Consider the following 20,888-nt stretch of genomic DNA (forward strand, 5'->3'; position numbering starts at 1 on the left):
CTGTCAGGCGTCGAGGGACGCCGCCAGGCTATCGCCCCTTGGGCGGCGCCTTGTTGCCACGCACGGTGCGTGAACCGGCCACGGGACGACGCGGTCCCGCCGCCTTGCCGCCGGCGGCCTTGAAACCGACCTTGTAGCTGGGCGTGGTCGCCTTCTTCTGGGCCTTGGGCCCCTGTTTCTTGACCGACTTGACCGCCGCCTTGCCGGGCTCGGCGGCGGGCGCGGCCGTGCTCTCGACGGGCTTTGTGGTCTTGATCACCGTCGGACCGGCCTTCTTGGCCGCCCGGGTCGCCGCCTTGACGGCCTCGACCTCGACACCGGCCGCCAGGGCCGCGGCGGCTTCGGCCACCCGCACCGACTTCTTGACGGTGTTGCGCGAGGCGCGGATGCGCTCGGCTTCGCGTTCGCGACGCTCGAACTCGCGCTTGCCCTTGCCGCTGTGGCCCTTGGCCTCGCCCTCGGCATAGGGGTTGGCGCCCGACTTGATGGTGATGCGCAGCGGCACCCCTGGCAGGTCGAAGCTTTCGCGCAAGGAGTTGATCAGGTAGCGCCGATACTGCTCGGGCATCTGGTCGGCGCGGCTGGAGAACAGCACGAAGGTCGGCGGACGGGCCTTGGTCTGGGCCATGTACTTCGGCTTGATGCGCTTGCCGCCGACACTGGGCGGCGGGTGGCGCTGCATGGCCATCTGCAGCCAGTCGTTGAGGTCGCGAGTCTTGACCTTGGTCGACCAGTCGCGGTGGCTCTTCAGCACCGCCGGCATCAGCTTGTCGACGCCCTTGCCGGTTTCGCCCGACAGCGCGATCACCGGCGTGCCCCGCAATTGCGGCAGCATGCGTTCGGCGTGTTCGATGAAGCCCTTCAGCGTCGCGGCCTGGTCCTCGACCAGGTCCCACTTGGCCAGCACGAAGACGACGCAGCGCCCTTCCCGCTCGGCCAGGTCGGCGATCTGCAGGTCCTGGGTCTCGAAGGGGTGGGTGGCGTCCATGATCAGCAGCACCACCTCGGCGAAGGTGATCGAGCGGATGGTGTCGCCGGTCGAGAGCTTTTCCAGCTTCTCGTTGACCTTGGCCTTCTTGCGCAGGCCGGCGGTGTCGACCAGCCGCACCTTGCGGTCGCCCCACACCCAGTCCACCGAGATGGAGTCGCGGGTGATGCCGGCCTCGGGGCCGGTCAGCAGGCGCTGTTCGCCGATCAGGCGGTTGATCAGGGTCGACTTGCCGGCGTTCGGGCGGCCGACGATGGCGATCTTGATCGGCTTGTCGTCGCCCAGTTCGTCGTGCTCGCCCTGCAGCTCCTCGGGCGCGATGGCGATCAGGGCGGCGTAGAGCTCGGCCATGCCTTCGCCGTGCTCGCCGGAGATCTGGATCGGCTCGCCCAGGCCCAGGCTGTTGGCCTCGGCCGCGCCATGGTCGCCGGCCTTGCCCTCGGACTTGTTGGCGGCCACCAGCACCGGCTTGTTCCGCTTGCGCAGGATCTCGGCGAAGGTCTTGTCCAGCGGCGTCAGGCCCTCGCGGGCGTCGAACACCAGCAGGCTGACGTCGGCCTCCTCGATCGCCAGCTCGGTCTGGGCGCGCATCCGCGACTCCAGGCTCTCGTCGGTGACGTCCTCGAAGCCGGCGGTGTCGATCAGCTCCAGGTCGAGGTCGCCGAGGCGGCCGTGGGCGAACCGGCGGTCACGGGTGACGCCCGGCTGGTCGTCGACCAAGGCCAGCTTGCGGCCGGCCAGACGGTTGAACAGGGTCGACTTGCCCACATTGGGGCGGCCGACGATGGCGAGTTTCAAAGGCATGGGTGTGCAGTAGTCGATTTCGGGGACAAAAGCGACAAACCCGGACTGGTGAGGACCAGCCCGGGTTCGGGTTGCTTGGATTGGAATTCCTGGGGACGCCCAGGAACGTCTAGCGGATGGCGATCAGGTCGGCTTCGTCGGTGGCGACATAGACCGTGTCGCCCATGGCGATCGGGCCCAGCAGGACCGATTGACCAAGCTTCAGGGTCTTCAGCGTCTCGCCGGTCTTGGGGTTCAGCGCCACGGCCTGGCCTTCGCTCGAGACCGTGATCAGCCGGCCCGAGGCCAGGATCGGCGTCGACCACAGCAGCGGATGCTTGGCGCGCTTCTTCTTCTGCTTCTTGGACAGCTTGTCGGTGTCGTTGAGGTCGCGGATCCAATAGACCTGACCGGCTTCGCGCGACACGCAGATCACCTGGCCGGCCTTGTCGACCACGAAGACGACGTCGCCGGCCGCCCAGGGGCTGGTGATGGCGGTGACCGGCAGGCTCCAGCGGGCCTGGCCAGTGCGCAGGTCGGTGGCGGCGAACACGCCCGAGTGGCTGACGGCGAAGACGTCGCCCTTGAAGATCACCGGACGGCCGGCGATGTCGCGGATTTCGGACAGGGCGTTGGTGCGGCTGGCGCGGCTCAGGGCCTCGCTCCACAGGTCGTTGCCGTTGGTGGCGCGCAGGGCGACCAGTTCGCCCGAGGCGAAGCCGGCCACCACCGTGTCGCCGCTGACCGCCGGGCTCGAGGCGGCCAGGATGCGGGCCGGCTCGACCAGGGCCTGGTAGGTCCAGCCCGGCGCCCCGTCGGCGGCGTTGAAGGTCAGCAGTTCGTTGTCGGTGGAGACCACGAAGACGCGGCCGTCCTGGACGGTCGGCGCGGCGTGGACCGGCGTGCTGGTCTGCTGGCGCCACGCCTCAGCGCCCGTGGCCGCGTCGAGTTGGGCCACGAAGCGGAAGCCTGACGAGACATAGAGCTTGCCGTTGGCATAGGCCAAGCCGCCGCCGAAGCCCGTGCGGTCGGCGGTGCCGCCGCCGATGCCCATGAAGCCGCGCTTCTTGCCCGGGGCCTTGGCCGGTCGCAGGTCCTTGCGCCAGACGGTCGCGCCGCTGCGGGCGTCGATGGCGACCACGGAGGCTTCGCCGTCCATCACGAAGACCTTGCCGTCGGCGGCCACCGGCGGGGCCGTGACGTGGAACTTGCGGTTGGCCTTCTGGCCGAAGCCCTTGCGCCAGGCGATGTCGAAATTGGCGGCGGCGGCCACGTGTTCGACCGACTGCTCGGCGTTGCCGCCCGGCAGCGGCCAATCGGCCTGGACCACCGGATCGGGCAGGAAGAAGTCGGCGCCCTTGAGCGCTTCGGCCGGCTCGACCTTCTGGTCGAAGGCGATGACCGAGATCCGCTGTCCCTGGGTGGCCAACGTCTTGTTGGCCTCCTTCTTGTCGAACGGGTTGATCTTCGAGAGTGTCGAGCAGCCAGCCACCGACACCGCAGTCGTCAGCAACGCGGCGAGAAGCAGAGAACGCTTGGAAGTCATGGGGCGACGGCTCATCGGGCGCTATTGGGGGCGGTAGCGGGGGCGGTGTCAGGGGCGGCTTGCGGGCCGGACGGCAGCGTCAGAGCGGCGGAAGGTGGCAGGGCGATCGCGGCCTTGACGACCGCCGAGAGGTTCTTGGCCGAACCGGAATCGATCATGGCGATCGCGCCTTGGGCGCGCTGGCGGACCTCGTCCGAGGAGTTGTCCAGCGAGCTGGACAGCACGCTGAACTCGCCCCGCGCGCCGGCCAGGTCCCCGGCCTGCAGCTTGGCGAACGCCAGCGCTTCCTTCGCCTGAACGCGATAGGGACTTTTCTCGCCCATCAACGGAGTCAGCCTCGCTTCGACGTCCTTGTAAGGAGCCGTGTCGAGGAGCGCCAAGGCGGAATTGAGGCCAGCCAGGTCGGCCAGCACCGGATTGGGCGCAAGCTTGGCCGCTTCGTCGAAATAGCGCACGGCCTCGGCGGTTTTGTTCTCTTCCAGGCGGATGCCGCCCATCTGGATCAGGGCCAGGGTCTTGTAGGCGGTCGAGCCGGTCTTGGAGATCGCTTCGAAGCCCGGGAACGCCTTGGCCGGACCGACCTTGGCGCCGTTTTCCAGCGCCGCCTGATAGGCTTCGGAGGCCTTGTTGGCCTGGCCTTCCTGATAGCTGCTCCAGCCCCACCAGCCGCCGGTGCCGAGAATCGCCACCGCCGCCAGCGCGCCCACCCAGGGCAGCGACTTCAGCGCGAGGGACTTGTAGCGGTCGGAGCGCAGTTGCTCTTCGACCTCGTCAAACACATCGACCACGAACGAGGCTCCGGTAGGGGCGAGAACTGCGCCCTGAAGCGTCACTCCCGGATCGCTCCGGGACCAACGCTCTAGATTGATAACGTGGTGAGCGGACCCACCGAGGCGGCGAACCTATAGCGTGTCAGGGTCAGCCGCAACGGGGCGGAAGCGGCGGACGCCGCCCTACCCCTTCTTGGCGTAGTAGGTCTCGGCCTCGCCCGGAAAGGTCCGCGCCTTGACGTCGCGGGCGTAGTCGGCGGCGGCCCGTTCGATCTCGCCCTTCAGGTCGGCGTAGCGGCGCACGAACTTCGGCGTCCAGTCGAACAGGCCCAGCATGTCGTCGGTGACCAGGATCTGGCCGTCGCAGCCGGCCGAGGCGCCGATGCCGATGGTCGGCGGGGCGATGGCGGCGGTGATCTCGCGGGCCAGGCTCTCGGCGACGCCCTCAACGACGACGGCGAAGGCCCCGGCCTCGGCCGTGAGGCGGGCCTCCTCCAGGATCACGGCCCGGCCGGCCTCGTCCTTGCCCTTGGCCTTGAAGCCGCCGTCGACCAGAACCGCCTGCGGACGCAGACCGACGTGACCCATGACCGGCACGCCGCGCCGGACCATGTAGGCGATGGTGTCGGGAACGGTCGGGCCGCTCTCGACCTTCACGCCTTGGGCCCCGGTCTCCTTCATGATCCGCACGGCGTTGGCGTAAGCCTCTTCCGGCGCGCCCTCGTAGGAGCCGAACGGCATGTCGATCACGACCATCGCCTTGCGCGAACCGCGCATCACCGCCTGGCCGTGCAGGATCATCATCTCCAGGGTCACGCCGACGGTGTTGGGCAGGCCGTGCACCACCATGCCCAGCGAGTCGCCGACCAGCAGCAGATCGCAGGCGTCATCCAGCGCCGCGGCCACCGGCGCGGTGTAGGCGGTCAGGCAGACCAGGGGCTCGCCGCCCTTGCGCGCGGCGATGTCCGGGGCGGCCAGACGGCGGATCTTGTCTTCACGATGGGCGGACAGGGCAAGTACTCCGGCGAAAACGCGTGCGTCGTTTTCCGCCAGATCGCCCGACGCCGCAACACGATCGAAGAATGAGCGGACGAAGCGCCCCTAGACCTCGTCCACCAGCCGGGTCACCGCGAAGGCCAGGGCGATCGCCGCCAGCCCCGCCGCCAGCCACAGGGTTTCCGTGCCGCCCAGGGTGAACAGCTGGTCGTAACGCGCCGCCACCTTGTCCAGGCCGAGGTCCATCTTCTGGACGCCGTCGCGCGACACCGCCGAGAACTCGCTCACGAACCGGCCGCCGATCAGCTGGGCCGCGACCACCAGACCCGCGACCACGCCGGTCGCGCCGATCACCACGCGACGCACCGCCCAGCCGCGATCGAGCTTCTGAGTCACCCGCTGGGTGAACAGTTCAGCGTCGCGAAACACCGGTGGTTGGCCGTAGAGGCGCGAAAGTTGGGCTTCGAAATCCAGGTCAGCCAAGGTTTTCCCTCCTCGCGGAGTCGTTCGATACGCTTCCGGACGGCGGCGCCATCCGGACCCTGAGTTTATCCAGACCACGTTTGACATGGGATTTGACCGTCCCAAGGGGGATGTTCAAGGCCTCGGCCGCTTCGGCGTGCGACCAATCGGCCCCGTAGCAAAGCGATACGCACAGGCGCTCGCCCTTCGACAGCACCTTGAGCGCCTCGTCCAGGTCCATCCGGTCGGCGGCCGCGCCCGAACCGTCCGATGCCGCGGGCGCCGCGTCCTCGGCGGTCTCGGTCAGCACGAACCGCGAGTCGCGCTTGACCTTGCGCAGATAGAGCCGCGCGGCGGTCTTCTTGATCCAGCCGCCGAAGGCCCCCTCCCCCCGATAGTCGGCGATCTGCTCGAACCCGACCAGGAAGGCGTCCTGGGCGATGTCGTCGGCGGTGGCCGAATCGGCCCCCAACCGGCGCAGAAGGCCCCGCACGGCCGAGCCATGGCGGCGCACCAGCTCGCCGAAGGCTTGCCGATCGCCGGCCGCCGCCAGCGCGGCGAGTTCGACGTCGTGACCTGTGGGTGGGCGTACGCCCATGATGTTTGTCCCCTCTTCCCCGTGTCCGCGCTCAGTCTTGCGGCGGACGCTTGTTGGGGTTGAAGAAGCTGAGAATGACGAAGGCCAGGCCGATCATGCCGGGGATCGCGGCGCCGCTCACGGTGCCGAACATCGCGTTGTCGTTGATCCCGCCCAAGGCCACGCCCGTCAGCGCCACCCCACCCGCGACAGCCAACAGGATGACGCCGATCCGCAGGTCACGATGGGCTGAAGACACCTTGCGCGACCTGAAATCCTTCGACAGCGCCTCGATCAGTTCCGGCGGCAGCGGTTGTCCCTTGTCGATGGCGGCGCGGACGGTCGCCTGCATTTCCCGACGCTCGCGCAGCCGCAGGTAGTTCGGAACGATGACGATGGCCGCGATCATCGCGAAAAGGCCAATCGGAACGAGAATCTCTTCCATTGTGAATCCCCTCAGTTGTTTGGCGGAGCGTGATGCTTCCGGCCTCTGTAGGGAAGAGGCTTGAGCGGCGCCGTTTGGAGGCGCCCAGCCAGATGAAACTTTCGTAAGGCTAGCGACGGGCCAGCATCTGGCCGCCCAGCAGGGTCGCGGCCAGCACGAAGGCCAGCAGTCCGGCGGTCGGGGCCAGGGCCGGGGCCAGGCCGTGGACGGCCAGGTCAAGCACCGGGGCGCAGGCCCAGAGCACCGCGCCGGCGGCCAGGGCCGTCGCCGCGCTAGCCGCCAGACCGGCGGTCAGTTCGCGGCGCGCCACCCGCTGCATCACCCCGGCGACGAACAGCGTGTCCACGGCCGGGCGTCGCGGGGCGTCGTCCTCGGACAGAAAGGCGGCCAAACGGTCTTCGGGGGTCATGACGCGTCTCCCAATACGGCCAACAATCTCTCACGTCCGCGGGCCACATGCGACTTCACGGTGCCCAGCGGCAGGCCCAGGGTCTCGGCGGCCTCGCCGTGCGACCAGCCCTGCCCCAGGCAGAGCGTGACGCAGGCCCGCTGGTCGGGGGCCAGGTCGGCCAGCGCTGTCCGCAGGGCCATGCGGTCGGCCGGAGCGGCCTCGCGCGGCGCCGCGTCGGCCTGATCCTCGCGCCAGGCCTCGTCCCGGCGGGCGGCCCGCCGGGCGGCGCGGTTGTGGTCCAGCGCCTTGCGCCAGGCGATACCGAACAGCCAGGCGCGAAAGCCCTCGTCGTCGCGCAACCGCTCCAGGCTGGACCAGGCCGCCAGAAAGGCTTCCTGAGCGATGTCGTCGGCGTCGCCGAAACCGCTCTTGCGCAGGAAACCGCGCAGGGACCGCTCGTGCTCGGCCAGCAGCCGGGCGAAGGCGGGCTGAGATCCCGCCCGCGCGGCCCGGACGAGCGATGCGTCCATCAGACCCTGGGTCCCCGCTCCAGCAGCACGGACACCAGGGAAGCCAGGCTCAGGGCGCCCATCACGAAGGCGACGATGACGAAGGCCGGGCCGGCCTCGTAGAGGTCGGTGGCCGCGCCGTAGGTGAAGCCAGCGCACAGGCCCGCGAACAGGACCACCTGATACCAGCTGCGCTCGCGGCGACGGCGGTAGCGCGGCCGGAGGTCGTCGTGGTCGTGGTCATTGTCGTCGCCGTCGCCGTCGCTCCAGCGCTTGCTAAGCTTGGCCAGCAGTTCGGGCGGCGGCTCGCGCCCGGCCTGGGCATAGGTCTTGATCAGGTCGAGGGTGTCGCGGTTGGCGCGATAGGACAGCCAGCTCCGATAGCCGCCGACCACGAACCAGCTGAGGGGAAAGATCAGCCACCAGAACGATCGAAACAGGTCTTCCATGATCTTGGTCTCCAAGGCGCGCCGGGCGCGCCGTGATCGCGGGGGTCAGCGGACGTCGAGCTTGGCCACCAACTCCGGCGGCGGTTCCCGCCCGGCCTGGGCATAGGATTTGAGGACTTCCAGGGCGTCACGGCGGGCGCGATATCTCAGCCAGCCCTGAAAGACGCCGATCGCCATCCAGCTCAAGGGAAAGATCAGCCACCAATAGTCGGAAACCAGGTCTTCCATCCGTCTCGCCTCCAGATCGATGCGAGCCTTCGCACCGTTTCTAAAAGACTAGTCGGCGCCGTGACCGGGATTGGATGCGGCGACCCGCGAAATAATTTCGTCCATGGCCGAGAACATCATCGTCGGTCCGTGGTCGGCCAGGGCGCGGCGCGTGGCGTAGCCCCATTCGACCGCCCCGCAGGCCAGGCCCGCCTCGCGCGCCGCCTCGATGTCGCGGGTCTCGTCGCCGATGCACAGCACCCGGTCCTTGGCGATCCGCGCCGCCTTGACCACGGCCCGGAACTTGGCGGCCTTGCCGAAGATCGCCGCGCCGCAGCCGTAGTGATCGACCAGGCTGGCCAGGTCGGGACCCAGGATGGCGCGGATCGTCGCCTCCGAGTTGGAACTGACGATCGCCAGCCGCAGCCCCGCCGCCGACAGACCGCGCAGCAGGTCGCCGGTGCCGGAAAACAACGGGATGGCGTGAGCCTCGGCGGCCATCATCTTCTTGCCGTGGGCGGCGACCAGCGGGACCTTCCACAGGGGCAGGCCCAGATAGGCGATGATCTCGCGGCTGGTGCGGCCGCGCAGCATGGCGATCTCGTCCTCGGTCACCGCCTTGAACTTGAAACGCTCGGCCAGCGGCCGCACGGCGCGGATCGCCCAGGCGGTGCTGTCGGCCAGGGTGCCGTCGAAGTCGAAGATGACCAGGTCGATGCCGTCTGGCGCGGGCCGGGCGTTCATTTGCCCATGGCCCGTTGGTACTGGTCGGGCTTGAACCCCACCAGCAGCCGGTCGCCCAGATCGAGCACCGGACGCTTGATCATCGACGGCTGGGCCAGCATCAGAGCGATGGCCTTGGCCTCGTCCAGGCCCTGCTTGTCGGCGTCGGGCAGCTTGCGGAAGGTCGTGCCCGAGCGGTTGAGCAGCGTCTCCCAGCCCACGGCGCGGCTCCAGCCCTCCAGCCGCGCACGATCGATTCCCACGGCCTTGTAGTCGTGGAAGCCATAGGCGACCCCATGACCGTCCAGCCAATCCCGCGCCTTCTTCATCGTGTCGCAGGCCTTGATGCCGTAGATCGTGGTCGTCACGCGTGATTGCTCCGTGCGCGGTCAGATTCTCTATTCTGACCACCGTAGAGTTCGCACGCCGTCGGGCAAAACGGAAAAAGGGCGGGCTCGCCGCCCGCAACGTCACGTCGAACGGTTCAGGACAGGGCGCGCAAGGCCGTTCGCAGCGCCTCGGGGTCGGCGCCCGGCAGCCTCCGCTCGACCGCCGCATGGCTCTGCGTCCAGATCGGCACGGCCCTGGCCAGCAACGCCAGGCCGGCCGGCGTCAGGGTCAGAAGCCGACCGCGCCGGTCGTCGGGATCGACGCTCACCGCCACCAGGCCTCGGCGTTCCAGCGGCTTCAGGTTAGCCGTCAGGGTCGTGCGATCCATGGCCAGCAGGCTGGAAACCGCGCCGATGGTCGGCGGCTTCGGCCGGTTCAGCGACATCAGCAACGAAAACTGGCCGCTGGAGATTCCTACCGGCCGCAGGGCCTCGTCGAACCGCCGCGCCAGGGCCCGCGCCGCGCGCTGCACATGCAGGCAAAGGCACGAGTCACGGACATGAAGGGTGGTTTCGAACGGGACTTCCCGGGGCTTTGACACCGCAAAATTATGTTGATATCAACATAATATGTCAAGGCCGGATCGGCTGGGCGGGCTTCATCCCGAGGGAGAAGATCGATGCAAGACCACAAGGTCGCGTCACGCGAGGAATGGCTGCAGGCCCGCAAGGCGCTGCTCATCCATGAAAAGGAAGAAACCCAGCTGCGCGACAGAAATACCGCCGAGCGGATGGCCCTGCCCTGGGTCAAGGTCGACAAGACCTACACGTTCGACACGCCGCGCGGCCGCCAGACCCTGGCCGAGCTGTTCGACGGCCGCAACCAGCTGATGGTCTACCACTTCATGCTGCCGCCCGAATGGGAGGCCGGCTGCCCGGGTTGCTCGTTCCTGGCCGACCACCTGGACGGGACCCTGCCCCACCTGAACCATCATGACGTGACGCTGCTGGCGGTGTCGCGCGCGCCGCTGGACAGGATCGAGGCCTACAAGGCCCGCATGGGCTGGCGCTTTCCATGGGTGTCGTCGTTCGGCGGCGACTTCAACCACGATTACCATGTCTCGTTCACGCCCGAGGCGCTGGCCGCCGGGACCGCGACCTACAATTTCGAGCCAGTCGAGGGCGACAACCAGCCGGGCGAGCTGCCGGGCCTCAGCGCCTTCTACAAGGACGAGGCCGGCCAGGTGTTCCACACCTATTCCAGCTATGGCCGAGGCAGCGAGGAACTGATCGGGACCTACATGATCCTCGACCGCGCGCCGCTGGGCCGCAACGAGGCCGGAATCATGGACTGGATGCGTCGCCACGACGAATACGAGGACGCCACGCCGGCCAAGGCCTGCCACGCCGAGAAGGTCCCGGCCTAGGCGCGCCGGCCATGCTGTGCTGCGTCCTGGGGCTGCTGGCCCTGCTCACGGGAGTCTCGGCGCGAGGCCTCAGGACGCTGATCGGCGCCTGGCCGGTCGCCGTGATCGCCGGCGCCGTGGCCACGGCCCTCGCGGTCCTGGCGCCCTACCATCTGGACCACTACCGCGAGCGGGCGCGAAGCCACGACCGCTCGGTCACGGCCGAGATCCTCGCCGCGCCCCTATGCGTCGGAGCGCCCAAGATGGCTTCGACCGTCAGCCAGGCCGCCCGGACGGCCGCCAGGACGGGTTAGACCTCGACCACCTTGTCCGGCGCGCGGCGCAGGGCGCGGCTGAAGAACACCGGCAGGCAAAGCAGATAGAGCGCCGCGCCGCCTAGCCAGACCAGGCCCGGGAAGGCTCCGCGCGACGCGAAGTAGACCTGGCTGATCAGCAGCGGGGCGATCACCGACGACACGCCGGTCATGCTGGCCAGCACGCCCTGCAGGCGCCCCTGATGCGCCTCGCCGGCCCGGAACGACAGCAGCGACTGCAGGGCCGGCCCGCCGATTCCGCCCAGGCAGAACACCGGGAACAACAGGAAGGCCATCCAGCCCCGGGTGACGAAAGCGATCGCCACATAGGCCAGCGTGTCGGCGACGATGCCGATGGCCAGGGCGCGCCGCTCGCCCCAGCGCTCGCTGACTGGCCCGGCGACGAAGGCCTGGGCCAGGGCATGGAACAGACCGAATCCGGCCAGGGAAATCCCGATCATCAGACCGTTCCAGGCGAATTTGTCCTCGCCATAGAGCACCCAGACCGTGCCGCCGATGTCGCCGACCACGGCCAGGACGAGGAAGGTCGCCAGCAGCGGCAGCAGCGCCGGAAAAGCCAAGGCCCAGCGCAGCGGCCCCAACGGATTGAAGGTCGAGACCTCGACCTTCCCGCCTCGCCCCTTGTGCGATTCCGGCAGGACCAGCAGCGCCACCAGGAAGTTCAGGCCGTTCAGCGCCGCCGCCGCCAGGAACGGCGCCCGTACCCAGACGTCGCCCAGCAGCCCGCCGATCACCGGCCCCGCGATGAAGCCGAGACCGAAACAGGCGCTCATGTAGCCGAACTGTCGGGTCAGTTGATCGCCGGGCGTGATGTCGGCGATGTAGGCCGAGGCCACCGCGCCGCTGGCTCCGGTCATGCCGGCGATCGCCCGACCGGCGAACAGCCACCAGAACGACGGGGCCAGAGCCAGGAACAAATAGTCGATGGCCGCGCCACCCAGCGAGACCAGCAGCACCGGCCGCCGGCCGAACCGATCGCTGAGCGCACCCAGCACCGGCGCACAGACGAACTGCATCAGGGCGTAGAGCGCCAGGAACGCCCCGAACCGCCAGCCCAGTTCGCTGGTGTGCCCGACCTCGCGCAGCAGGCGCGGGATGATGGGCAGGACCAGGCCCACGCCCATCGCGTCCAGCGCCACCGTGGTCAGTATGACGCCCAACGCCTTCTTCATGCTCACCTCACGCCCGCCTTCTAGGAGGTCGCGCGCGATCGGAACAGTGGCCTCGCGGGGCGCTAGACCAGCGCCCGCCGCGCCACCTCGTTGCGGCGGGCCTCCATCCGCAGCCGGGCTTCCTCGATGGCGTCGGCCTCGACCACGGTCAGCAGGTTGTCGATCACCCGGATCGAGACGGCGATCGCATTGGCGATCTGCTGGCGCAGCTTGCGGGGATCGGCGCTCGGCTCGGTCATGCGGGTCAAGCCTTGGCGGGCTTGCTCCACAGCTGGCGGACGCGATGGGCGGCCAGCTTGGGTCGACGGTCGCGGGTGAAGACGCCTTTGTGGTTCAGGGCCCCGACCCGCATGATGCTCTGCGAAGTGCGGAAATCGGCGAAGGCCCAGGGGTGGGTTCCGAAGATGTACGGAAAGGCCTCCAGCACCCGGATATACATCTCGACCATGTCGGCCTGGTATTCCTCGGTCCACATCTCGGGCGGCTGGGAATGCATGCCGGCCACGGCGTCGGCGCCGAACTCAGTGAACATGATCGGCTTGCCCGGGTGGCGGGCGTGCAGCTTGGCGACGTCGGACTTCAGCGCCTCCTCGGCCCGGTCCAACTGGCCCGACAGCGAATACCAGCCCTGGTAGGAGTTGGTGCAGATCACATCGCCCAGGGCCTGCCAGTCCGAGGAGCCGCCCTGCACGCTGACGATCGTCACCGGCCGCGTGGCGTCCAGCTGGCGGGTCAGGTCGAACAGAGGACTGAAGAACGTCAGGCCCGTCTCGTTGCCGCCGGGCGGCTCGGGGTCGGTGGTGTGGAAGGGCTTGACCAGCGGCTCATTGGCCAGCGACCACATGATCACGCAGGGATGGTTCTTGTCGCGCCGCACCAGGTCGACGATGTCCTGCTTGAGCTGACTGAACCGCGCCTGCTGGATCTCGGGCGGATCGGCGAACACCAGGCTGACGGCCGGGGTCTCGTCGATGACCAGCAGGCCGTATTCGTCGGCCAGCATCATCGCTTCTTCGCTGTAGGGGTAGTGCGAGGTGCGGAAGCTGTTGCCGCCCAGCCATTTCAGCAGCTCGAAGTCGCGGACGATCGTGGCCACGTCCAGGCCGCGGCCGTGGACCGCGAAATCCTCGTGCTTGCCGAAGCCGCGCAGGAACACCGGCTTGCCGTTCAGCAGCAGCCGCTCGTTCCTGGCCTCGATGGTGCGTACGCCGATCTTCAGCGCGTATTCGTCGGGCGCGGCCGCGTTCTCCAGCCGGACAGTCAGGGTGTAGAGGTGCGGGTCCTCCGGGCTCCAGAGCCGCGGGGCCTTCAGGGCAACGGTCGTCCCGCCCTTGCCGCCGGTCAGGGTGGCGCTGACCTTTTGCGCGCCCTTGTCATCGGCGATCGTCACCGTGGCCAGGCCCGACCAGGCGGCGCTGGCTTCCAGGTCGACCTGAACCTTGCCGTCGAGGCTGGTCTTCACCGTCACGTCGTGCAGGTGGACGTCGGGCGTCGTGAACAACAGCACCGGGCGATGGACGCCGGCAAAGGGGAAAAAGTCGTAGGCGGTCTGCGGGAAGTGCACGGTGTGCATGTGCCAGCGCGCGGTGTCCGGCGTCGCCGGCACGCGGTCCAGGCGGATCTTGTTCTCGACCAGCACGGTCAGCACGTTGTCGCCGTCCATCGACACGGCGTCGGTGACGTCGAAGGCGAACGGCAGGTGGCCGCCGACGTGGCCGCCCAGTTCCTTGCCGTTCAGCCAGACCTTGGCGGTGTAGTTGACCGAGCCGAAGCGCAGATGGATGCGCTGGCCGGCCCAGCCCTTGTCGATCCGGAAGTCGGTCTCGTACCAGGCCGAGCCGACATAGTTGCGCACGTCGTCAAAGACCTCGTTCCAACTGCCGGGCACCGGGATGAGGCGGAAGTCACGCAGGCCTTTCTGCCAGCCTTCGCCTTCGCCGACGTCCTTGGGGTCGCTGCGGAAGCGCCATGTCGCGGCCAGGCTCTTGGTCGAGCGGGTGGCGCTTTCATGCGGATAGAGCAGGCTGGGCAAACCCGAGCGCGGGGCCAGCTTGCCGGTCTGGGCGACAGCCTGACCGGCGCCGGCCATCACGCCGGCCAGGGCCATGCCGCTCGCGATGCCGACGGCGCTTCTGCGCGTGACCAGGCCACGCCGGGTTTGACCGTCATCGTTTCGCGAATTGTCCGACATCGTGGGCCTCATGCGCTCTGAAATCTGAACTCAGCCTAGCGGCGAATCCCGCGGGGCCTGGGTCAAGAAAAGCGGCGAACCCAAAGGCCCGCCGTCTAGGGACTGGGGAGCAAGCCCTAGTAGGAAGCCGACAACCGCACGCCCGCATGGCGGTGGAAATCGCGAGCGGCTGCAGCTCGGTGACGGCCTAGCTGCGAAGGCGCCGTACGGGTTGGCGCCGTTCTGGCGCCGATGCGGAGCGCAAGCTAACAAGTGGTCTGGCCACTTTCAAGGGATCTCCCGGCCTTCCGGTGAAAATCGACGACACGGTTTCCGAAATGGGAGCGAACCCTTGCGAAAGCTGCGTTGCCTTTAACGAATTCAAGGAAATCGCGACAAATCGAAGCCTGACGACACGCCATGCGCCCTGGCCAACACGCTTGACACCGCACCCAGAACCGACGCAATTGGCCAGGCCACTTTCAAGACCTTCTCTTAAAAGAGTCGGGCCATCCCGCACTCGCGGGAACAAACGGAAGCGGCGACCGCGCCAGTCTGCTTCACGGAACGCCCGAATGCCGAAAATCACCGACGCCAAGGTCATCGTCACCTGTCCGGGGCGCAACTTCGTCACCCTGAAGATCACCACCGAGGACGGGGTCTACGGCATCGGCGACGCCACCCTGAACGGCCGCGAGCTGGCGGTGGTGGCCTATCTGCAAGAACATGTGGTCCCCTGCCTGATCGGCCGCGACGCCCACGCCATCGAGGACATCTGGCAGTTCCTCTACAAGGGCGCCTACTGGCGGCGCGGCCCGGTGACGATGTCGGCCATCGCCGCCGTCGACGTGGCCCTGTGGGACATCAAGGCCAAGATCGCCGGCCTGCCGCTCTACCAGCTGCTGGGCGGGGCCAGCCGCACCGGGGTGATGGTCTACGGCCACGCCAACGGCGCCACCATCGCGGACACCATCGCCGAGGCGGTCAAGTACAAGGCCATGGGCTACAAGGCCATCCGCCTGCAGACCGGCGTCCCCGGCCTCCCCAGCACCTACGGGGTCTCCAAGGACAAGCTGTTCTACGAGCCGGCCGACGCCGCCATCCCCACCGAGAACGTCTGGTCGACCTCCAAGTACCTGCCCACCGTGCCCAAGCTGTTCGAGGCGGCCCGCGACGCCCTGGGCTGGGACGTCCACCTGCTGCACGACAGTCACCACCGCCTGACCCCGATCGAGGCCGCCCGCCTGGGCAAGGACCTGGAGCCCTACCGCCCGTTCTGGCTGGAGGACGTCACCCCGGCCGAGAACCAGGCCAGCTTCCGGCTGATCCGCCAGCACACCACCACCCCCCTGGCGGTCGGCGAGGTGTTCAGCTCGATCTGGGACTGCAAGCAGCTGATCGAGGAACAGCTGATCGACTACATCCGCACCACCATCGTCCACGCCGGCGGGATCTCCCACCTCAAGCGCATCGCCGGCCTGGCCGAGATCAACAACGTCAAGACCGGCTTCCACGGGGCCACCGACCTGTCGCCGGTCTGCATGGGCGCGGCCCTGCACTTCGACCTCTGGGTCCCCAATTTCGGCATCCAGGAATATATGCGCCACACGCCGGAAACCGACGCGGTCTTCCCCCACGCCTACACGTTCAAGGACGGCGAGCTGCACCCCGGCGAGACCCCCGGCCACGGCGTCGACATCGACGAGGCCCTCGCCGCCCAGTTCCCCTACAAGCCCGCCAGCCTGCCCGTGAACCGCCTCGAGGACGGCACCCTGTTCAACTGGTAGGCGACGGCGCGCGGCTCATCGCGCCGCGCGCGCCCTATTTCTGCACGCTCGAGGCCCCGCCCTCGCTGGCCTTGTGGATGTACTGCTCGGCCACCAGCCAGGCCTTGACCGGCCGCAGCGAGCCCAGGCATCCGGCCAGCAGCGCCGGAAACACCGTCGCGAACTGCACCCAGAGCGGCGGCTGGTGGGCCACCACGGCCCAGGCCCAGACGGTGATCACCAGGATCCCGACGCCGGTCATCACGAAGAAGGCCGGACCATCGGCCGGATCGGCGAAGCCATAGTCCAGATCGCAGCGGTCGCAGCGCTTCGCCAGTTTCAGGAAGCCGTTGTAGAGCTTGCCCTCGCCGCAACGCGGACAGCGGCAGAGCAGGCCCGAGCGCAGGCTGGAAGGGGCGTTGAAGGCGGTGATCATCGGATCACTCCATACAATATCGACTTTATTGCATACATTTCTGATAGAATGTATGCATTTGATCATGGAGACGCAACCATGACCCGCGATCGTCCCACCACCGGTTGGCTCAGGCGCGTCGCGCGAAACGGCGGCCAGCCGATCTATCTGGCCCTGGCCGAGGCCTTGGAGGCAGCGATCCGCGACGGCGAGTTGCAGCCCGGCGACCAACTGCCGCCGCAGCGCGCGGTCGCCGGCCAGTTGGGCGTCGACTTCACCACGGTCACCCGGGCCTATGGCGCGGCCCGCGCCCGGGGCCTGGTCGAGGGGGCGGTCGGGCGCGGCACCTTCGTGCGCCGCGCCGCCGACGACGAGGCCGGGCTGGTCGACCTGAGCATGAACCTGCCGCCACCGCCGCGGGGCGTGTCGCTGGCCACCCTGCTGAAGGAGACCACCGCGGCCATCCTCGACCGCACCGACGTCGCCACCCTGATGGCCTATCACGCCGGACCCGGCACGCCGGCCCAGCGCGCCGCCGGCGCGGCCTGGCTGGCGCCCTATGTCGGCGAGGTGGCGGCCGAGCGCCTCGTGGTCTGTCCTGGCGCGCAATCGGCCCTGACCGCCGTGCTGACCACCCTCGCCCGCCCCGGCGCCAGCCTCGTCGTCGAGCCCCTCACCTACCCCGGCCTGACCGCCCTGGCCCGGCGGCTGGACCTGCGGCTGGTCGCCTGCCCCGTCGATGACGACGGGTTCGTCCCCGAAGCCCTGGCCAGGCTGTGCGCCGAGCAATGCCCGGCGGCGATCTACGTCGTCCCGACCACCCGCAACCCGGTGGCCACGACCATGGGCCTGGCGCGACGGCGTGACGTAGCGGCGGTCGCCGAAGGCAGCGGAACCTGGCTGATCGAGGACGACCCCTACAGCCGGCTGTTCGACACCCCGCTTCCGGCCCTGGCCGCCCTGGCGCCGGCCCGCGCGTTCCATATCGCCACCCTGTCCAAGACCCTGTCGCCGGGCCTGCGAACCGCCTTCCTGGTCGCGCCGACCGGATCGATGGCCGCGCAGGTGACCGCCAGCCTGCGCGCCACGGCCCTGATGGGCTCCCCCCTGACCACCGCCGTCGCCACGCGCTGGATTCGCGACGGCGCGGCCGAGCGCCTGCTGAACGGGGTGAGGCTGGAAGCCCGGGCGCGCCGGGCCCTGGCCGCCGAAATCCTGCCGATGGCCCGGGGCGCGCCGGAAGCCATCCACGTCTGGCTCGACCTGCCCGCCGGGTGGGACGCCGGGCGCGTGCATGGCCAGGCCGCCGCCCGCGGCCTGTCGCTGGTCGCCGCCGACGCCTTCGCCGCCGGCCCTGAACACCCCAACGGCCTGCGGATTTCCCTGGGCGGCCCCGCCAGCCAGGCGCTGCTGCGCGACGCCCTGAGCAAGGTCGCGACCCTGCTGACCAGCGACGCGCCGCCCCGCGTGGTCGTCTGACCAAACAAAAGCCCCGGAACGTGACCGCTCCGGGGCAAGTGGGAATAGAGGGGGATACAGCTAGACAATGCGCCAGCCGCCGATTGGTTCAACTTGAACGATCAGCGCGGCCGAAACGCACGCTCCGGCAGCCAACGACGCCTCAACGCAGCGACCAGCGGGCCAGCGGCACATGCTCGGTCCGGCCGAGCAGGCTGTGGATCAGACTGAAGCCGCCCACCCGCCAGGTCACCGGTTCAAGGGGCTGCCCGGCGACCAGTTGGCGGTCGTAGAGCATCGTGACGTGCGGGGTGAAGGCCTTGTCCACCAGGCGGGCGCCCCCCGCCCGCGCCATGGCCAGGCCCAGATCGCGCTGGAAGGCCCGCAGGGCCTCGAGCCCCTCGCCGCCCTGCAGGACGAACGGGTTGTTGCCGCCGTTGTGGAAACTGCCCGCCCGGTCGAAGGTGACGTCGAACGACGGGGTCGAGACGGCCTCCGCCGCCTGGGTCGCCATCGCCACGACGTCGCGCCGCAAGCCGGCGTGGTCGCCCAGGTGATGCAGGGTGACGTGGAAACGCTCCGCCGCCAGCGGCCGGCCGCTTAGCTGGTGCAAGGTCCGCAGACGCTCGGCATGACGCGCGACGACGGCGGCGGTCGCGGGGTCCGGAAAGATCGCGAAGAACAGCCGGTCGGTGACCGGGGCCGGCGCGAAGAGAGAAAACTGGTCGGACACTCGGGCCTCTTGCGTGGAGTTCATCGTCCGCGCCAGGACGCGGCGGCCCCGCACCCTGTTTCGGGACCGGCCCGCAAAGTCGCATGGCGCGGGCCTTCGCCGATAGCCGCAATATGCGCGTCGCCACATCGCCACGACCCGCATGACCGCCTGCGATAGTGCATAGCCATCGAGACATGGAAAATTCAGGAAAGTCCGCTCAGGACGGGGCCAATCGCACCATTCGATGTTCCCGCTTGACTAACACATACCCCAATGGCTATACGATAACCCATAGCCCAAAGGGTATGGATTCCAAATGTCGACCGCGCACGACGTGCTCTTCAGAACACTCGCCGACCCGACCCGACGGGCCCTCTTCGAACGTCTGTGCCGTGAAGGCGAGAAGACGGTCGGGGCCCTGACGGCCCGGGCCGGAGTCTCGCAGCCGGTCGTTTCAAAGCATCTCGGGATCCTGAAACAAGCCGGGCTGGTGCGCGACCGCCACGAAGGTCGCCACACCCACTATAGCGCGCAACTGGGCGCCCTGACCCCGCTGGTCGACTGGACCAGCCAGATGGCGGGGTTCTGGCAGAGCCGGTTCGACGACCTCGAAGATCTCCTCAGAAGGATGGACCAATGAACAACCCCGCAACCGAAACGCTCTCCGTCGTGGTCGAACGGGAGATTTCCCATCCGGCGGAAAAACTCTGGCGCGCGCTCACCCAGCCGCACCTGATCGAGGAGTGGCTGATGAAGAACGACTTCAAGCCCGTCGTGGGCCACAGCTTCAATCTTCGCGGCGACTGGGGCGGCGTGCTGGACTGCGAAGTCCTCGCCGTCGAACCGAACAGGACGTTGTCCTACACCTGGAATTTCAAGCACGATGACGCGGCCTATGATCTGAAGAGCGTGGTGACCTTCACGCTCACCCCAACGGCCGCGGGCACGCACCTGCGCATGGAGCAGTCGGGCTTCCGGCCGGATCAGAAGCAGGCCTTCGGCGGCGCCAAGAGCGGCTGGCGGCAGTTCTTCGCGAACCTGGATCAGGTCCTGGCGCGGGCGGACTAAGGCCGTCGCCCCACGGTTCGCCCTATCCGCGTCGTCTCGTCTTCAGAGGAGGTCCCCTTGAACTGGAACAACTGGATTCGACAGATCCATCGCTGGCTGTCCATGGCCTTCACGGCGGGCGTCACCCTCTACATCGTCGCCATGACGCGGGGACAACCCGCCGCCTGGTTGGGCCTTTTGGCGCTGATCCCGCTCATCTTGCTCCTGCTCAGCGGCCTGTACCTGTTCGCGCTGCCCCATGTCGCCAGGTGGGGCGTCGCGCGCCGCCGCGCCGGCGAACAGGCGTGAACGCAATGGCCGGCACGACATCCAAGACCTCGGCGAAGGGCGTCGCCAAGCCGCCCCTCCTCTCGGGCGGCAATCCCCAGATCGCCAAGGGTGATGGCGACGCCCCCGTCCAGGCCTACATCGCGGCCATGCCGGGCTGGAAAAGCGGCGTCGGGCGCCGCCTCGACGCGCTCATCGCGCGCACCGTCCCCGGCGTGCGCAAGGCGGTCAAATGGAACTCGCCGCTGTACGGGATCGAGGGACAGGGCTGGTTCCTGGGCGTCCATGTCTTCACGAAATACGTCAAGGTGGCTTTCTTTCGCGGCGCGGCGCTGAATCCTGTCCCCTCCGGCGCGTCCAAGCAGAAGGACGTACGTTACTTCCACATCCACGAGAACGACCCGCTCGACGAAGCCCAGCTCGTCGACTGGGTGAAGCAAGCCAGCCAGTTGCCCGGCGAACGCATGTGAGCGGCCAGCGCGAGGAGACGATCATGAGGAAGATGGACAACGGCGAGACGGAAGGAACCGAAGGGGGACCTCCCTCTCAGCTGATCGACGCGAAAATCGAAGCGCTGGGCGATTGGCGGGGTGAGACGCTCGCCCGGATTCGAGCCCTCATCCGGCAGGCCGACCCCGACGTGGTCGAGGAGTTGAAATGGAGAGGGGTTCCGGTGTGGTCGCACGCGGGAATCGTCACGACCGGCGAAACCTATAAGGACGCCGTGAAGATGACCTTCGCCAAGGGCGCCGCGCTGGAGGACCCCGCGGGCCTGTTCAATTCCAGCCTCGAAGGGAACACCCGGCGCGCCATCGATTTCCATGAGGGCGACAAGATCGACGAGGAGGCGTTGAAGGCGCTCGTCCGCGCCGCGGTGGCGCTGAACACCGCTCGCCCGGCCCGATCCCGGAAGAAGCCATAGGGCGCTTGAGCAGCGTCCA

The 20,888-nt window shown here is 68.4% G+C and carries 28 protein-coding genes; 9 read left to right on the plus strand and 19 right to left on the minus strand.

The window, feature by feature from the left end; all coding sequences use genetic code 11:
* Window positions 1-28 precede the first annotated feature (28 nt).
* The 14 genes from der to ASD79_RS13215 form a co-directional block, all read right to left on the minus strand.
* Window positions 29-1,792: a ribosome biogenesis GTPase Der gene (gene der / locus ASD79_RS13150; protein ID WP_056722308.1), complete on the minus strand. Its 1,764-nt coding sequence runs from the start codon at window positions 1,790-1,792 to the stop codon at window positions 29-31.
* Window positions 1,793-1,901: 109 nt separating this feature from the next.
* Entirely contained in the window at window positions 1,902-3,332 is a 1,431-nt protein-coding gene (locus ASD79_RS13155) for a PQQ-binding-like beta-propeller repeat protein (RefSeq protein ID WP_056722309.1), read from the minus strand.
* The gene (locus ASD79_RS13160; protein WP_056722310.1) at window positions 3,329-4,105 is read right to left on the minus strand and encodes a tetratricopeptide repeat protein; all 777 of its coding nucleotides are present in this window, start codon (window positions 4,103-4,105) and stop codon (window positions 3,329-3,331) included. The genes ASD79_RS13155 and ASD79_RS13160 overlap by 4 nt, the downstream gene beginning before the upstream one ends.
* A gap of 165 nt (window positions 4,106-4,270) precedes the next feature.
* Window positions 4,271-5,098 carry a 3-methyl-2-oxobutanoate hydroxymethyltransferase gene (gene panB, locus ASD79_RS13165; RefSeq protein WP_056722311.1) on the minus strand — a complete coding sequence of 276 codons (828 nt, stop codon included), beginning with the start codon at window positions 5,096-5,098 and terminating at the stop codon, window positions 4,271-4,273.
* A gap of 90 nt (window positions 5,099-5,188) precedes the next feature.
* Complete coding sequence (locus ASD79_RS13170) at window positions 5,189-5,566, minus strand: hypothetical protein (RefSeq protein WP_056722313.1); 378 nt, start codon at window positions 5,564-5,566, stop codon at window positions 5,189-5,191.
* Window positions 5,559-6,143: an RNA polymerase sigma factor gene (locus ASD79_RS13175; RefSeq protein WP_056722314.1), complete on the minus strand. Its 585-nt coding sequence runs from the start codon at window positions 6,141-6,143 to the stop codon at window positions 5,559-5,561. The genes ASD79_RS13170 and ASD79_RS13175 overlap by 8 nt, the downstream gene beginning before the upstream one ends.
* Before the next feature lie 31 nt (window positions 6,144-6,174).
* The gene (locus ASD79_RS13180) at window positions 6,175-6,567 is read right to left on the minus strand and encodes a DUF6249 domain-containing protein (RefSeq protein WP_056722317.1); all 393 of its coding nucleotides are present in this window, start codon (window positions 6,565-6,567) and stop codon (window positions 6,175-6,177) included.
* Window positions 6,568-6,676: 109 nt separating this feature from the next.
* On the minus strand, window positions 6,677-6,976 hold the full coding sequence (locus ASD79_RS13185) for a hypothetical protein (RefSeq protein ID WP_056722319.1): 300 nt from the start codon (window positions 6,974-6,976) through the stop codon (window positions 6,677-6,679).
* Complete coding sequence (locus ASD79_RS13190; RefSeq protein ID WP_056722320.1) at window positions 6,973-7,488, minus strand: RNA polymerase sigma factor; 516 nt, start codon at window positions 7,486-7,488, stop codon at window positions 6,973-6,975. Before ASD79_RS13190 ends, ASD79_RS13185 begins: the two co-directional genes overlap by 4 nt.
* Window positions 7,488-7,916, minus strand: coding sequence for a hypothetical protein (locus ASD79_RS13195; protein WP_056722322.1), 429 nt, complete (start codon window positions 7,914-7,916; stop codon window positions 7,488-7,490). Before ASD79_RS13195 ends, ASD79_RS13190 begins: the two co-directional genes overlap by 1 nt.
* 45 nt (window positions 7,917-7,961) lie before the next feature.
* Complete coding sequence (locus tag ASD79_RS13200) at window positions 7,962-8,144, minus strand: hypothetical protein (RefSeq protein WP_056722324.1); 183 nt, start codon at window positions 8,142-8,144, stop codon at window positions 7,962-7,964.
* 48 nt (window positions 8,145-8,192) lie between these two features.
* Window positions 8,193-8,867 carry an HAD hydrolase-like protein gene (locus ASD79_RS13205; protein WP_056722326.1) on the minus strand — a complete coding sequence of 225 codons (675 nt, stop codon included), beginning with the start codon at window positions 8,865-8,867 and terminating at the stop codon, window positions 8,193-8,195.
* Entirely contained in the window at window positions 8,864-9,214 is a 351-nt protein-coding gene (locus ASD79_RS13210; protein ID WP_056722329.1) for an ArsC family reductase, read from the minus strand. Before ASD79_RS13210 ends, ASD79_RS13205 begins: the two co-directional genes overlap by 4 nt.
* A gap of 116 nt (window positions 9,215-9,330) precedes the next feature.
* A complete protein-coding gene (locus ASD79_RS13215) occupies window positions 9,331-9,777 on the minus strand; it encodes a MarR family winged helix-turn-helix transcriptional regulator (protein WP_056722331.1) in 447 nt (148 codons plus the stop codon).
* Between the two features lie 78 nt (window positions 9,778-9,855).
* Here ASD79_RS13215 and ASD79_RS13220 point away from each other — a divergent pair, with 78 nt between their 5' ends.
* Together ASD79_RS13220 and ASD79_RS13225 are read left to right on the plus strand one after the other, a co-directional pair.
* Entirely contained in the window at window positions 9,856-10,602 is a 747-nt protein-coding gene (locus tag ASD79_RS13220) for a thioredoxin family protein (protein WP_056722333.1), read from the plus strand.
* Window positions 10,603-10,613: 11 nt separating this feature from the next.
* Window positions 10,614-10,895 carry a hypothetical protein gene (locus ASD79_RS13225; protein WP_056722335.1) on the plus strand — a complete coding sequence of 94 codons (282 nt, stop codon included), beginning with the start codon at window positions 10,614-10,616 and terminating at the stop codon, window positions 10,893-10,895.
* On the opposite strand, the gene tet is transcribed toward ASD79_RS13225, so the two are convergent.
* The 3 genes from tet to uidA all read right to left on the minus strand — a co-directional run bounded on the left by tet (window position 10,892) and on the right by uidA (window position 14,279).
* Window positions 10,892-12,088, minus strand: coding sequence for a Tet(A)/Tet(B)/Tet(C) family tetracycline efflux MFS transporter (gene tet, locus ASD79_RS13230; RefSeq protein ID WP_056722337.1), 1,197 nt, complete (start codon window positions 12,086-12,088; stop codon window positions 10,892-10,894). The genes ASD79_RS13225 and tet overlap by 4 nt on opposite strands.
* A 62-nt stretch (window positions 12,089-12,150) precedes the next feature.
* Complete coding sequence (locus ASD79_RS24615; RefSeq protein ID WP_200952301.1) at window positions 12,151-12,327, minus strand: hypothetical protein; 177 nt, start codon at window positions 12,325-12,327, stop codon at window positions 12,151-12,153.
* Window positions 12,328-12,332: 5 nt separating this feature from the next.
* Window positions 12,333-14,279 (minus strand): beta-glucuronidase, encoded by a 1,947-nt coding sequence (gene uidA / locus ASD79_RS13235; RefSeq protein ID WP_056722338.1) that lies wholly within the window; start codon window positions 14,277-14,279, stop codon window positions 12,333-12,335.
* A 554-nt stretch (window positions 14,280-14,833) separates the two neighbouring features.
* Between uidA and manD the strand changes: the two genes are divergently transcribed.
* Window positions 14,834-16,045: a D-mannonate dehydratase ManD gene (gene manD / locus ASD79_RS13240; RefSeq protein WP_056722340.1), complete on the plus strand. Its 1,212-nt coding sequence runs from the start codon at window positions 14,834-14,836 to the stop codon at window positions 16,043-16,045.
* Between the two features lie 34 nt (window positions 16,046-16,079).
* On the opposite strand, the gene ASD79_RS13245 is transcribed toward manD, so the two are convergent.
* Entirely contained in the window at window positions 16,080-16,460 is a 381-nt protein-coding gene (locus ASD79_RS13245) for a DUF983 domain-containing protein (protein ID WP_056722342.1), read from the minus strand.
* A gap of 78 nt (window positions 16,461-16,538) precedes the next feature.
* On the opposite strand from ASD79_RS13245, the gene ASD79_RS13250 reads away from it, so the two are divergent.
* The gene (locus ASD79_RS13250) at window positions 16,539-17,918 is read left to right on the plus strand and encodes a PLP-dependent aminotransferase family protein (RefSeq protein ID WP_056722344.1); all 1,380 of its coding nucleotides are present in this window, start codon (window positions 16,539-16,541) and stop codon (window positions 17,916-17,918) included.
* A 142-nt stretch (window positions 17,919-18,060) separates the two neighbouring features.
* Here the strand turns inward: ASD79_RS13250 and ASD79_RS13255 are convergent, their stop codons facing one another.
* The gene (locus ASD79_RS13255) at window positions 18,061-18,654 is read right to left on the minus strand and encodes a 2'-5' RNA ligase family protein (RefSeq protein WP_235524439.1); all 594 of its coding nucleotides are present in this window, start codon (window positions 18,652-18,654) and stop codon (window positions 18,061-18,063) included.
* A 274-nt stretch (window positions 18,655-18,928) separates the two neighbouring features.
* Between ASD79_RS13255 and ASD79_RS13260 the strand changes: the two genes are divergently transcribed.
* The 5 genes from ASD79_RS13260 to ASD79_RS13280 are packed head-to-tail and all read left to right on the plus strand — an operon-like array spanning window position 18,929 to window position 20,869.
* Window positions 18,929-19,252 (plus strand): helix-turn-helix transcriptional regulator, encoded by a 324-nt coding sequence (locus tag ASD79_RS13260; protein WP_056722349.1) that lies wholly within the window; start codon window positions 18,929-18,931, stop codon window positions 19,250-19,252.
* Window positions 19,249-19,680, plus strand: coding sequence for an SRPBCC domain-containing protein (locus ASD79_RS13265; protein ID WP_056722351.1), 432 nt, complete (start codon window positions 19,249-19,251; stop codon window positions 19,678-19,680). Before ASD79_RS13260 ends, ASD79_RS13265 begins: the two co-directional genes overlap by 4 nt.
* 57 nt (window positions 19,681-19,737) lie before the next feature.
* The gene (locus tag ASD79_RS13270) at window positions 19,738-19,968 is read left to right on the plus strand and encodes a hypothetical protein (protein WP_056722353.1); all 231 of its coding nucleotides are present in this window, start codon (window positions 19,738-19,740) and stop codon (window positions 19,966-19,968) included.
* A gap of 5 nt (window positions 19,969-19,973) precedes the next feature.
* Entirely contained in the window at window positions 19,974-20,417 is a 444-nt protein-coding gene (locus ASD79_RS13275; RefSeq protein WP_056722356.1) for a DUF1801 domain-containing protein, read from the plus strand.
* A gap of 23 nt (window positions 20,418-20,440) precedes the next feature.
* A complete protein-coding gene (locus ASD79_RS13280; protein WP_056722642.1) occupies window positions 20,441-20,869 on the plus strand; it encodes a DUF1801 domain-containing protein in 429 nt (142 codons plus the stop codon).
* Window positions 20,870-20,888: the final 19 nt, after the last annotated feature.

This window comes from Caulobacter sp. Root655 (genome assembly GCF_001427665.1).
GTDB lineage: Bacteria > Pseudomonadota > Alphaproteobacteria > Caulobacterales > Caulobacteraceae > Caulobacter.